The organism is Vibrio sabulosilitoris, from assembly GCF_055391395.1.
This window is the reverse complement of the sequence record NZ_AP029599.1, coordinates 2,430,973-2,444,473: the sequence shown is the minus strand read 5'-3', so window position 1 is coordinate 2,444,473 and position 13,501 is coordinate 2,430,973. Positions and strand designations below refer to the sequence as shown.

At 46.4% G+C, this 13,501-nt stretch carries 10 protein-coding genes; 6 read left to right on the top strand and 4 right to left on the bottom strand.

Annotation, left to right across the window (positions count from 1 at the left end; all coding sequences use genetic code 11):
* Positions 1-3: 3 nt before the first annotated feature.
* From ACZ5R2_RS11510 to ACZ5R2_RS11500, 3 genes are all read left to right on the top strand, one after another.
* Positions 4-690, top strand: a complete 687-nt coding sequence (locus tag ACZ5R2_RS11510) for a M15 family metallopeptidase (protein WP_464899517.1) — start codon at positions 4-6, stop codon at positions 688-690.
* A gap of 300 nt (positions 691-990) precedes the next feature.
* Positions 991-2,214: a tryptophan synthase subunit beta gene (gene trpB / locus ACZ5R2_RS11505; RefSeq protein WP_464899516.1), complete on the top strand. Its 1,224-nt coding sequence runs from the start codon at positions 991-993 to the stop codon at positions 2,212-2,214.
* A gap of 124 nt (positions 2,215-2,338) precedes the next feature.
* Positions 2,339-3,217, top strand: a complete 879-nt coding sequence (locus tag ACZ5R2_RS11500) for a LysR family transcriptional regulator (protein WP_464919415.1) — start codon at positions 2,339-2,341, stop codon at positions 3,215-3,217.
* A gap of 50 nt (positions 3,218-3,267) precedes the next feature.
* Here ACZ5R2_RS11500 and ACZ5R2_RS11495 read toward each other — a convergent pair whose 3' ends face one another.
* The 3 genes from ACZ5R2_RS11495 to ACZ5R2_RS11485 form a co-directional block, all read right to left on the bottom strand.
* Positions 3,268-5,151 (bottom strand): amidohydrolase, encoded by a 1,884-nt coding sequence (locus ACZ5R2_RS11495; protein WP_464899514.1) that lies wholly within the window; start codon positions 5,149-5,151, stop codon positions 3,268-3,270.
* Positions 5,152-5,489: 338 nt separating this feature from the next.
* Positions 5,490-6,353: a DMT family transporter gene (locus ACZ5R2_RS11490; protein WP_464899513.1), complete on the bottom strand. Its 864-nt coding sequence runs from the start codon at positions 6,351-6,353 to the stop codon at positions 5,490-5,492.
* 357 nt (positions 6,354-6,710) lie between these two features.
* On the bottom strand, positions 6,711-7,658 hold the full coding sequence (locus ACZ5R2_RS11485) for an IS30 family transposase (RefSeq protein WP_464899512.1): 948 nt from the start codon (positions 7,656-7,658) through the stop codon (positions 6,711-6,713).
* Positions 7,659-7,860: 202 nt separating this feature from the next.
* Between ACZ5R2_RS11485 and ACZ5R2_RS11480 the strand changes: the two genes are divergently transcribed.
* From ACZ5R2_RS11480 to ACZ5R2_RS11470, 3 genes are all read left to right on the top strand, one after another.
* A complete protein-coding gene (locus tag ACZ5R2_RS11480; RefSeq protein ID WP_464899511.1) occupies positions 7,861-8,856 on the top strand; it encodes a transposase in 996 nt (331 codons plus the stop codon).
* 383 nt (positions 8,857-9,239) lie between these two features.
* Positions 9,240-9,902, top strand: coding sequence for an ion transporter (locus tag ACZ5R2_RS11475; protein ID WP_464899510.1), 663 nt, complete (start codon positions 9,240-9,242; stop codon positions 9,900-9,902).
* A 683-nt stretch (positions 9,903-10,585) separates the two neighbouring features.
* Positions 10,586-11,434, top strand: coding sequence for a GNAT family N-acetyltransferase (locus ACZ5R2_RS11470; protein WP_464899509.1), 849 nt, complete (start codon positions 10,586-10,588; stop codon positions 11,432-11,434).
* A gap of 54 nt (positions 11,435-11,488) precedes the next feature.
* On the opposite strand, the gene ACZ5R2_RS11465 is transcribed toward ACZ5R2_RS11470, so the two are convergent.
* On the bottom strand, positions 11,489-13,330 hold the full coding sequence (locus ACZ5R2_RS11465) for a glycerophosphodiester phosphodiesterase (protein WP_464899508.1): 1,842 nt from the start codon (positions 13,328-13,330) through the stop codon (positions 11,489-11,491).
* Positions 13,331-13,501: the final 171 nt, after the last annotated feature.

Genomic DNA, 13,501 nt, shown 5'->3' with positions numbered 1-13,501 from the left:
AGTATGACGTATCATATCGACATATCCGATCCACCGGTGGTTAAGGTGCCGATCGTGGACAGCGCAGAGCCGTTGGTCTCGGTTGCCAATCACATCGAACTTGGTCCGCCACCTGAGTGTCCTGCCACTCGGGACAACTATCACTTTGTGCGCCAAGGTGTGCTGGCTAGGCTTACCCTTGCCCAGCAAAGCTTACCGAAAGGATTGCGCTTGAGACTCTACGAGGGTTATCGTTCGCCCGAGTTTCAACGCACCCTGTTTGCTCAGCAGTTAGCACAAGTTAAAATTACTCATCCCCAGCTTTCATTCTCGGAGCGTTATCAAAAGGCAGCGCAGCTCGTTGCACCAGTAGAAACGCTGACTGGTGAGGGCCTTACACCGCCCCACAGCTCGGGCGGTGCGGTCGACATTGAAATCGTAGACTCTAGTGGCAAGGTTATCGATTTTGGTATGGAAATCAAGGATTGGGCTGAGGTTCCCGCAGCTTTATGCGCCACTGATGCTCCTGGGCTATCGACAGAAGCCATGCAAAATCGTGCCTTGTTGATCTCAGTGATGGAAGAGGCGGGCTTTGTGAATTACTCACGTGAATGGTGGCACTTCTCCTTTGGCGATCAGTACTGGGCCTACATGAGCAATGAGCGACAAGCGCATTATGGATGTGCTGCACAAACGGGTTCATTCAATTAATCACCAAGTTCAGCTCGGTATAAAATAATCAAAAGAAATGAGTACGAACTTAATTGAGTTGAAAATACACCTCAGCGAAAATAAAGCAGAAAAAGCGAGTTTAATTCGCATGGATTGAGCTAGTGGCTCATATATTATGTGCGCTTTAATTTCGTTTCGAGGTTTTATTCAATATAGAAAAGGGTGATTAATCACAGAATGAAAAATCACTAAACTAGTTGGGTAGTACAACGCTTTAGCTTGAGTTATAACATTTAAACATTTTGAATCAAACGACTTGTTTAGCTAAAGGATTTTGTTATGGAAAACACGTTTTCACATTCGCTACCCGATGAGAATGGCTTTTTTGGTGAGTATGGTGGAAGTTTTATCCCACCAGAGCTCGAAGGGATCATGAAAGAGATCAATGCGGCCTATGATATTTGTCGTCAAGACCCAGAATTCTTAACTGAGCTTGCTCGATTGTATAAGCACTTCGTTGGTCGCCCGAGCCCGATTTTTCATGCGCAAAATCTATCAAAAAAATACGGCGCCGATATCTATCTAAAACGCGAAGACCTCAACCATACCGGTGCACATAAGATAAACCACTGCTTGGGAGAGGCGCTGCTGGCGAAAAAGATGGGCAAGAAAAAACTCATCGCTGAGACCGGAGCAGGGCAACACGGCGTGGCATTGGCCACGGCGGCGGCATTAGTTGGATTGGAATGTGATATCTATATGGGTGAAGTTGATATCGCTAAAGAGCACCCGAATGTGGTTCGGATGCGTATTTTAGGGGCAAATGTCATCCCTGCCACGCATGGTCGTAAAACCCTGAAAGAAGCGGTAGATGCAGCGTTTAAGGCTTACCTAAAAGATCCGGTCACTCAACTCTATGCAATTGGCTCTGTCGTTGGGCCACATCCGTTCCCTAAAATGGTCAGAGACTTCCAATCGATCGTTGGTAACGAAGCTCGAGTGCAATTTAAGGAGATGACTGGTGCGTTGCCAGATAATCTTGTGGCCTGTGTCGGTGGTGGCTCGAATGCGGTTGGCTTGTTCAGCGCATTTTTAGAAGACAGTGATGTGACGCTTTATGGGGTAGAGCCTGCCGGTCGCTGTCTTGAAGAGCCAGGCGAACACGCAGCTACGCTGACCTTAGGTAAGCCGGGTGTGATGCATGGATTTAAGTCTTATATGCTGATGGATGAGCAGGGAGAGCCAGAGCCGGTGTACTCGGTAGCAAGTGGCCTAGATTACCCATCGGTAGGGCCTCAGCATGCATACTTGAAAGACATTGGTCGCGTGGAATATCGCGCCATCAACGACCAACAAGCTATTGATGCCTTTTTTGAATTATCGCGACTGGAGGGGATTATTCCCGCAATTGAATCGTCTCACGCGGTTGCTCAGGCAATTGAGCTGGCCAAGAGTGGTGAAAAGGGCACGATTTTACTTAACTTGTCGGGGCGTGGTGATAAAGATATCGACTTTGTGGTTGAACAATACGGCAAGCAATACGGTATCGACAGTTTAGTTTAAGCGTTATTTACGCAGTAAAAAGGAGGCTCAGGCCTCCTTTTTTACAATGACTTTGAGTTGGATGTGGCACACTGCTAGGGTATGATTGGCGGTAATTAGCAGGCTGCTTTAATAGGATAATCTCTTGCTGCAAACCATGAATATTGAGCACATCTACTATTTTGTTACTACCGTAGAAACCAATTCCATTACCAAGGCTGCTCGGCAACTTCAGCGCGATCGGACCACCATTAGCAATGCGATTTCTAATCTTGAAGCAGACTTAAACTTAAGCCTATTTATCCGTCAGGGAAGGTCATTAAAATTAACCCCTGTGGGTGAGGATCTTTACCGTCACGCGCGAAATTTGATCTTACAGCATCAGAGTTTTTATAATCATAGCCTGTCACTTCAAGCGAATATCGAGAGCCAGCTCAATATTGGTTACGATAACTTCGTGTCGAGCGAAGACATCGCGAAAATTGTTCAAGCAACCTATTCACGCTTTCCTAACGCCCAACTCCATTGGCACTATATTTCTGACAAGAACAATTTTGAGCAGCTCATCCAGGATAATTTGGATATCTGCTATCTGTTATTTAAAAATCAAGATGTGCCTGAGGTAGTGCAAGTCGCCCACCTTAAGCCGACAAAACTGATTGCGGTTGCTTCTGCAAGACAAACGCTTAGCACGGAAGAGATGACCAACTTCAGTTCACTAAGAAATAAGACCCTAATTGCTTACAATGAGTTAGAGAATGCAATTCGTCTGGATCGTGTACCGACAGTGCAGAGAGTAGGGACATTGGATCAGGCGGTCCGGTTGCTGCAAGTCAAGCCAAGTTGGGCTCTGGTGCCGGAGTCGGCGGTTAGAGAAGACATCGCATCGGATAAGTTGGTACAGATCAACCTTGATATTACTCAGGGTCTGCCAATCCAACGTGTGATGACATGGGAAATGACTAACGAAATTGGTCAAGTGAAGCGTTGGCTAATCGATAATAGCTCTGGCCTATTAAACTAGTAAAAAGGGCCCTTAGTCGGGCCCCTGCCTTATGCGTCGACTCAGTCAGGTTAGTTCAAGTCAACTTGACCTAGAGCGCGTTGGATATTCATTGAGGTTTCACAAGAATCCCCCCCACGAGCACTATCAATACGGGTTAAGATTTGTGCGATTTGACGGTTGTCGCCCTCTTGAGAGATACCTGCACTGCGGCCGGTTGCAGTATTATTGGCATGACCACGATAGATGGTTGCAGCCACATTAATGTCCTTGATGGTCTCAGGTGCCACTGCGTATGGGCTTTGATCGAGAACCGTGAAGTTGGCATATTTTCCGACTTCGATACTGCCGACTTGTTGCTCAAGGCGCGCCGAGTATGCTGCATCCAGTGTCACTGCACGCAGTGCTTCTTGAGGCGAGATTCGCTCTTGTGGACCAAGCAAGCTGCCGCTTAGCCCGGTACGATTTACCGCTGCCCACATCATCGCTAATGGGCTTGCTGGTGCCATTGGCGAGTCAGAGTGTAGTGACAGGATACCACCGGCATCAAGGAATGAGCGACCACGTGACATTTCTGATGCACGCTCCGCGCCGATACCATGTTGGCTATAGTTTTCGCCAAGTACGTGGGTGTAGAACGGGTTAACGCTAAAGCTTGCGCCAGCGGCCACAGCACGGGGGATATCATCTTTATCCGTAAAGGCGAGATGGTGGAAGTCACTGCGGTGATCTTCACGTGGGTGTTCTTTTTGTAGCTTCTCGAGGATGCCAACGCCGACATCAAAGCCAAGGTCGCCGTTTGAGTGGATGACGGCGGTGTAGTCTTCTTTCCAGAAACCGCGCCAAATGGGTTCAAGTTGGTCAGGATAGATCATCCATTCACCGTCGTGGCCGTCGGTGTAACCGTCTTTCATTTGCATCAACTGTGAGTACATCGCGCCGTCAGTAAACAATTTGATATGCTTTGGCATCCAGCGAACTTGCTCACTTTGGGTGTCGGGGTTGCTAGTTTGCGCTTTCGCAGCTGCTATCATCGCATCAACATCCCCTTGCGCATGGGCATTAAGGAAGAATGCTGATGGCATCATCCAGTAATCCATGGCTAGGTCCGATTGCTCGAACACATCAATCATGGTCTTTATCGTCGCGTCATCGACACTGACGCCAGGGTCAATAGCGGTGGTGATCCCAGATGCCTGCATGTACTCTTTGGTGCGCTCAAAGCCGGTGACAAACATACCTTGCTTGGCCATTTGACCAATTAGCGTTGGAAATACAATCGTACCGCCTTGCTCCCAAACATGTCCTGTTTCCCAGTCCATGTGATTGTAGCCGTAGGCTTCACCCTGCCAGTCTTGTTCTGTCCAGCCCATCATAGCCAGGCCGGCATCATTAAAGAAAATCTCGTGGAAAGAGCGCTGCCAGATCACGATTGGTCGATCTTGTGATATTTCATTAAGTAGCGCGCGGCTCATATTGCTGCCGTGAAAGTACTGGTGGTAGCCCCATACCCACAGCGGCTCACCTTTTTGCTTGGTTTTGTCGAGTTCCTTGACGCGCGCGATAAAGTCCTCTTCGCTCTGTACCCCTGTAACATCACCCCACGGCAGATTCCAATCTGCCGGAGTAACAAACTCCATTGGTGTTAGCATAGCGAGCAGCCAAGCGTGCAGGTGCGGGTCAAGAAAACCCGGTGTCATTACCTTGTCTGCGTAGTCGATGTTGACGGAGAAGCCCGGCTGGTCGCTGTACTGGTCGATAAGTTCCTTCTCACTTCCGACTTGAATTATCTTTCCTTGATGAACCGCAACCGCTTCTGCCAAAGGCTTACTATCATCCATAGTAATAATTTCTTTTGCCTTAAAGACGGTGACACCTTGTAACTCGTCCGCATGGGTAACGTTAGTTGCTAATGCAATAGAAAGACTCAGCAGAGAAAACTTGTGCAATTTCATAAATTTTTAACCTCGACGTTTTTGAAAACGCTGAGATTTTAAGTGATATTTTTGTCGCGCATAAATTACAAAGATGAGGTTTGCATGGTGGTGGTTACTACGCAAATGAGTTTGAAATGTGACTTGAATCACGGCCACATAGACGCGCACAGAGAAACAATTGAAACGGATAGTTTGCTGCTGTGGAGTGCAAGTGGATATATCTCAATAAAAACAATAATTTAATAAGATTTTCAAATTTAGACATAGTGTTTGTCGGTCTCTTGTTTTTGCTAGCAACTATGAATCAGTACGCACGAGAAACTGCGCACCTTGATAATCTAACGATTAATTTACAGCTAATTGGATTGATTAGACTGAGCGGTCACCACAAGTCCTATACCGATTAAGATGAGTGACGACGCAAGCAGTGCATCAAGCGACAAAGACTCACCAAGAAAGAGTATCCCCAGTCCAAGTGCGATCACGGGCACCGCCAACTGACTTACAGAGGCGTGGAGAAGTGATAATTTGCTTAATGCTTGATACCAGAGTACGTACCCTGCACCTGACGCGAGAGACCCAGATAGGAATGCGTAAAGCACACCGTTAGTCGTCACGTGAAGGTTTCCTAGCATAAGAGGCATGAGGAATAAACACAAACCCGTCGCGACAGTAAACCCTTGTGTCACCGACTGGGTCGCACTAATTCCTTGGCCTGCCAATTTTTTCCCTATCAGAGTAAAGATTGCCCACGCTACTCCAGATAACAACATGTAAATCGCTGCTGTCACATCTGGTTGCTTTGCGCTGGGCAGCATTAATACGACGAAACCTAATGTCGCGATTATGATCCCAATAGACTGGCCTCTCAAAAGCATATTACCACCAAGGCAATGGGCTAGAACTAAACTGATTTGTACTGAACCGAAGAGTAAAAGCGCGCCTGTCCCTGTTGATAGTTCAAGATAAGCAAAGGAAAACAGTAACGCATACGCGAGTAGACTAACACCCGCGATCACAGAGTACCGAGTTAAACGTCTGAAAGGTTTGGCTTTCTGTTGAAGCAGGCAGAACACAACGAGGAACAATGCACCAAAGGCGACTCTCAATGTGGTAAAGCTCGATGGGTCAATAGCTTGTTCAGCTAATGCCATACGCGCCAAGAGGGAGTTAGCAGCGAATGCTAACAAGGCAAATAAGGTGGTAAAGAACAGTTTCACGTTTATTCCTGAGTAACAAAATACTTAATATATAGAGTAGATGTGGTCCTAGCAAAGCTTGTTTGATTATTAGATAGATTTAAAATTTATCGAGTGTATCGGTGTCATAAGGAATAACATGACATTGATAAAGATCAATAAAAATAAGTTTATAGTATTAACTAGACGAATTTCTGCTTACTAATAGTAGCATCAGATAGTGGGCGTGGTTTATTCATAAAACCAATGTTTACCAATGCACTAAATGATTCTATAGATCTTCATAATGTGATCGAAACAGAGTAATGTGCATTTGATTGTAGATATCCTGTTTGGGTTGAACCCGAATTCAACTGCGAAGTGCGACACTCTCCAATATCAAGCAGCTAAAGCCATTTTGGTAAATACAATGGCTGGCTGTTTGAAGCCTAAACACTTTCTTGGTCGATAATTTATCCGCGATAAAGCAAACTCTATATCAATGTCCGTCACCGTCGATAGATCGGTTCCTTTCTTCACATATTGCCTCAAAAGGCCGTTCGCATTCTCATTAGCACCTCGCTCCCAAGAGCTATAGGGATGAGCAAAGTACACATCTGCCTCCAACTCTTTTGCGATAGTTTCATGACCTGCAAACTCTCGCCCGTTGTCCGCGGTGATGGTATGCACATGCTCCTTGTAAGGCATGAGTAGCTCTATTGTCGCCTGGGTAACGTCATCGGCTGACTTAGATGGTACTTTCTTTACCAAGTAAAACCGGGTCTTACGCTCTAAAATAGTTACCATTGCGCCTGTACCATGCTTACCTAGAACAGTGTCAATTTCCCAGTCACCAAACCGCTCTCTGCTGTCGACAATGCTTGGTCTGTCATCAATTGAAACGGCATTCTTAATCGCAGGAGCTTTCTCTTTTTTACCGCGACGATACCGCTTATGGCCTTGCCTCAAGTGGCGATATAATTTACCGCCTGAGCGCTTGTCGCTAGCAACAAAACGATAAATCCACTCATGGCTGACTGCTGCGCCGGCTTTCGTTAAGACGTTGGATATCTGCTCTGGACTCCAATCCGCCTCTAGAAGAAGACGAATAAAGTCAACACGTTCCTTTGGAATTCGGTATTTTAGTGCAGCTCTCCGTCTGGTGATGGACACCATCTGTGCCGTGCTTGGACAGTAATGATTGCTCTTACGGCCTCTTTTTAGCTCTCGATAAACCGTCGAGCGATGGCATTGAACTGTTTTAGCGATTTCAGAAACTGAAATTCCCCGTTCCAAAAGAGCAGAAATCTGGTATCTTCTGCCCTCGGTCAACTGCTGATAATTCATGGTAGTACTGCTTGTTTCTTTGGCGAGAAGAGCGTACCACTTTCAGCAGTTGGCTTCCTCTTCTACACCTTCCCATGAATGTCGCACTTATTATCTGAAATCGGGAATAACTAAGAAAGAAATAACTAGACACCCATATTAATGGTGAAGTTATCGACTCTCTCCTACATTGAAATAGTGCTCAACTCTTAAGAGAATCACGATGCCCAAAGCTCGCTCTGAACAAGTTAGTCTGGATGATACGGCCTACTACCACTGTGTTTCGCGCTGTGTGCGCAGGGCCTATTTGTGTGGCGTTGATGAGATTACTGGCAAAAGTTATGAACATCGGCAGGGTTGGGTTGAAGAGCGTCTGCTTAAGTTGGCGCGTGTGTTCGCCATTGATGTTTGCTCGTATGCGGTGATGAGTAATCATACCCACGTGGTGCTGCATGTTAATCAGATGACGGCTCGGGGCTGGAGTGCGCGTGAGGTCTTGGAGCGTTGGCATCAATTGCACAAAGGAACACTGTTAACAGCTCGCTATCTTAGCGGGGAGCAGCTCGATGAAACGTCCTTGAAAGCGGTTATGGATATTGTTGAGGTGTATCGCCAGCGTCTGTATGACATCAGCTGGTTTATGCGTAATCTTAATGAGACCATAGCCCGTAAAGCCAATAGAGAAGAGGGGTGTACCGGACGATTTTGGGAAGGGCGCTTTAAGTCGCAAGCGCTACTTGACGAAGCTGCCTTAGTTGCCTGTATGGCTTATGTCGACTTAAACCCGGTCCGTGCCCAGGTAGCGCCAACTCCTGAAGAGTCTGAATATACCAGTATCAAGGCTAGGGTGGATACTCTCGAGGATTCTGACGGCTGCAACCCGCGCCAACCTGAAGCCTTGTTTCCTTTTGTTGGTGACCCTAGGCAGAAGATGCCAGAGGGGCTGCCGTTCCGACTTGAAGATTACCTATCACTGGTGGATTTCAGTGGTCGTGCCATACGTGAAGACAAGCGTGGGGCCATAGCCGAGTACCACCCGCCGATTTTGTCCAGACTAGGAATCGATGAAGCGGTTTGGGAAACACTGATAGTTTCGCTTGAAAAAGAGTTCACCGGACCTATCGGCGGTGAAAAGTCTCTACGTCAATATCAGCGACATCACGGCTTGCAGCGGATGAAAGGCGTTAGAGTCGCCAGGCGATGCTTTAAAGCGGCTTAACTTTCCATTATTCAAGCTCGATTTCCGCTGATTAGTGCAGTGGTGAAGAACTTTTTGCACGATACTGCCCAATAACTAGAAATATGGTTCTGATGATAGATTTTGTCTGATATTTGACTCCTTTTCTGTTCGGTATCCCATACCGTTGTTGATTCAGTAGGTCGGTAATCTTCTTTAGTCTAATTGTGGATGTCGGTATATAAACACTTGATATTGAGACGCATGTTTGATTTAGTCGCTTGATAATCTGCTGAGATGTAGGGATTATGTTGATGTAGGTTTGTTTTTGGTGTTGGGTTAGGTGGCGATGCCAAAAGGGATTATGCGGCAGGTTGTCGTATGATAACCACTAGCTAGAGTCAATATATAACAAGGAAGTAAGGATGGCTGAAAGAGGAAATACGATTTACCAAATCTTTATGTTGACAATGTCAGTCTATATTTTGTGTGCGCTCACATTAGAAATTTTTATTGTCGAAGACGACGAAATTAAGTCGGTATTGAGTCGCATAGACTTAATGGTTTGTTTTTTCTTCCTTTTAGATTTCTTTGTCAATCTCTTTTTGGCTGAGAGTAAGAGAAAATACCTGAAGTGGGGCTGGATAGACTTGGTAGCCTCTATCCCAACTTTGGATACACTGAGGTGGGGTCGTTTAGCAAAGGTAGTTAGGATTATTCGCTTCTTGCGCTCTTTGAAATCAGTAAAAGAGATATATCAAGCGGTTAAGGTTAGTCGTATGCAAAGCATTACAGTATTTGTATTTCTAATCTCATTTCTTTCGTTTACAGTTTGTTCTAGTTTAATATTGCATTTTGAGCGAGAGGTTAACACCGATCTAAATACTGCATCTGATGCGCTATGGTGGGCGTTCCTTAACATCATGAACGCAAAAGTTAGTGTAACTCTCGCGCTGACTAATGCTGGTCAGATAATGACACTTCTACTCAATAAAATTGGTCTATTGATATTTGCCTATTTCAACGGAATCATAATTTCTTGGCTAGTGCAGAAAAGAGTAGAGTTCAAGGAAAGCTCAGCTAGCTAACAAAAAGTGGGGGATTTTGTCGTATCGTAGCTACCAAGGGAATGTGACAGGAACAAATTAGCGAACCTTTTTAAGTAACCAAAACCCGCTTTAGATGGGGCCAAGGAATATCTCGGTGCAATGCAAATCGTTCGGCATGGGGTTGCGGGTCGAAGATAGCGCAGGTATTGACCCTGCGCTATGCGCGGTAATGTTTAGTTTACCTCAGTTAGTTGATCAATCAGATATCGCTCAGCATGGTCGTGTCTTGTGTCTTGTGTCTTGTGTCTTGTGTCTTGTGTCTTTGACACGGAGGCTTTCATCTTGAATTACCTGCTCTTGCAACAGTGGGATCGCCGCGCACTTCTGCAAAATCACTTTATCAGCATCAATGATTGCTTGTTGACGAAGTGGGTCAAGAGGTTGAGGGTTTGCTTTTTGTAACACCTTATGTACGAACTCTTAGCAGAGCTGTCTAAGGTTGTATGCTCCCTAATAGCTAAAGTGACTTTGTATATAGGCAAAGGCTCACCAGGATTGAGGATGGCAAACTAGGAAGGAGTGAACCCAATTACCAGTCAATCGATGTGATCACAACAGCGATCGGCGTAAAGGAAAATAAAGTCTATCTAGGCAAGAGCGATATCCAACACTACGCTTTCAAAAGTTGTCTTCGATGCTAAACAAAGACTCAGGAGAGTAAAATGGATAACAAGCCCTTGATCATACGAAGCATGGACAAAACCGAGTTTAGCCTGGCTATAGATTGGGCAGCACAAGAAGGATGGAACCCAGGGTTATGCGATAACCAAAGTTACTATGTGGCAGATCCAGATGGATTTCTCATTGGGCTGGTTGATGGCGAGCCTGTCGCCACCATATCGGTGGTTAAATACAACGCGAATTTTGGTTTTATCGGTTTTTATATCGTCAAGCCTGAATACCGTGGACGAGGTTATGGCCTGCAAATATGGCAGGCCGGTCTTGCAAAGCTCAAGGGGTGTAATATTGGTTTGGACGGGGTCATTGATCAGCAGGATAACTACACCAAATCGGGGTTTAGGCTGGCGTATCGCAATATTCGTTTCGAGGGCAGAGGGGGGGCTCAGCCGGTTACCAACAATTCCGTAGTTGATCTAGACTCGATAGCGTTTTCAATGATAGAGCAATACAATCAACCCCTTTTCCCCGCCCCCCGAGCGGCGTTTGACCTCGTTTGGCTTGAGCAAAGCAATGCTACAACACGAGGGGTTATTGAAGACGGTCATTTACGTGGCTATGGGGTGATCCGACAGTGCCGCGATGGTTATAAGATTGGTCCTCTCTATGCAGATACCCCAGGTTTCGCTGACAGCATATATCAAGCCCTAATCGCAACCGTCGGTGATGTGTCGGTGTTTTTGGACGTGCCGGAGGTCAACCAAGATGCCTTAATGCTCGCTCAGCGCTACCAGATGAAAGCGGCGTTTGAGACGGCGAGGATGTACAGCGGAGATTTCCCCGATATCAGACTAGATAAAGTTTATGGTGTCGCTTCGTTTGAAATTGGTTAATTCCAAACAAGAAAACCAAGGCTATCAGGCTATCAATCAAGGAGGCTGATAATCCTAGATTGATAGCCAGTGGCGCAAGGTCAACAGGGCTCGCTCAGAAAAATCCATCTCCTTAATCGTCGCCTTAGCCTCTTGTGCGAGCTCAGGCTCGTCTGTGATGATCCCATTGACGCCAAGTAAAAACAGGCGCTGCATGGAGGGGACATCATTGATCGTCCAGACTAACACCTCTTGCTGTCGCTGCTGAATATCAATAATTCGCCATGCATTAAGCCATTGTGCACTCACCATCAGCATATCAACTTCTTTTTCTAACGCAGACTGACCGACACTTGCCGCATAGATCAACGCATAGCGCAGTTCGGTAGGCCTTTGAGCGGCCATTGTTGTCATGGTGGTCTGTAAAAGTTCAACATCAAGACTTGAGACGATCATCGCTTGTGAGTAGCTGGGCAGGAGCTCAGCAATTGCGTGGGCAAGCGCCAAACTGCGGTTATAACGTTTGAGCTCAATATTAAACTCAATCTGATCTGCGTATTGATCAAGCAGTGATTTGAGAAGTGGTGGAGGGGTGCGAGCATTTTGCTGATAGGCCTCGACGATTTCAGCATAAGTGGATTGTTCAACGACTAACGGTTTACCCAACATGCGGCCCAAGTCTCGGTCATGAAAGACCACGATCTGCCCATCTAGCGTGATTTGGACATCAATCTCACTGCTCTGCAAGCCCAGCTCAATCGCATATTGCACCCCGGCTTCACTGTTTTCTTCGTACTTAAAACCACCACCACGGTGCGCCGTGATCTGGCCAGTGGTATCGGCTTGTAGGTGCTCAACGAACTGTCGGATGTCACTGTAACCATTAAATGACGCAATCGCGATCACCGCGAGTAACGTGCCTGCCAGTAGTTTGCGTCGCTCAGTGTTCTGTTTTAGGCCAATATAGCGCTCAGTATCATTGACGAGTTTCAGGCGTTTGGTTTGTAGGCGCAGTACATAATACTGACAGCTGGCATAAATAAATCGGTCGATAAAGCTGAGCATTAGTGCGACACCGATCAGAAGGATCGCCGACGCCATCAGCCAAGGATATCGCTCTGGGTCTGAGGTCGCCCACTGTAGAATCGGGTCTAGCATGAATAACAAGCTGGTGGCAAAAAAGGCGGCGATGACGGTGCGGCTCAATAGCCAGCCGATGTGGCCAAGCAAGATATGCAAATAGATATCTTTACTCAGTTTTCGTGCTTGTTTAAACAGCTGCCACTGCGAGCAGTTTTGAAATAGGCTCAGCGGCAGTGCCAGCCACCAACTGGCCCAATAACGTACGATCAAGATGCCAATAGGGAGTGTGATGACGATCAGTAGCCCGACCGCAAGCCACAAGGAACTCACTTGATTGCTGAGGTAATAGTTGATATCCCAGTCATTGAGCATCAGACCATAAACCCACCGACCACACCAAAGCAGGCTAGCGAGTAAAAGGCTGACGCCAATCGATTGGGCTAAGAGGACTTTTACCACCCGCCAGCTGCGCTGCAAGATGAGTCCAACGGTATCGAGAATGGAGCGCTTACCGAGGTCATGCTGAGCGAGCAAAATGCTGATGGTCGATTGCTCGACAAAAAAGGCGAAACTGAGTTGGGTGATAAACCACAGGCTCAGCAGCAAGCCAGCCGGTGATAGGAAAAACCCGAGCAGCTCTTGATTAGCGATGGCCGTTACGCCATGCAGACTCATGAGCTTTGAACTGATCCAGATATCCAAGGGCACAAACAGAGTCAGTAAAAAACTGCGCACCAGTAGAAAGCTAGTGATCATTTGTAAACCACTGCTTTGTAGGCGATGCCACATAAAGTAGAGAATATGACGTCCGCGGTGGAGTAGTGCGTTGCTCATGAGGTGCTTTGCCTGATTAAAGGTATCTGGGTTTAGAGGGAGTTTAAAACAAGAACGGCTTTTGAATTGAGAAAATTTCAATTATTCAGTTGCTTTTACGAAAAGGATTAAAAAAATAAGATTAACCAAAGGCTTATTAGGTGTAAACGACGCAACATAACAGATTTGATT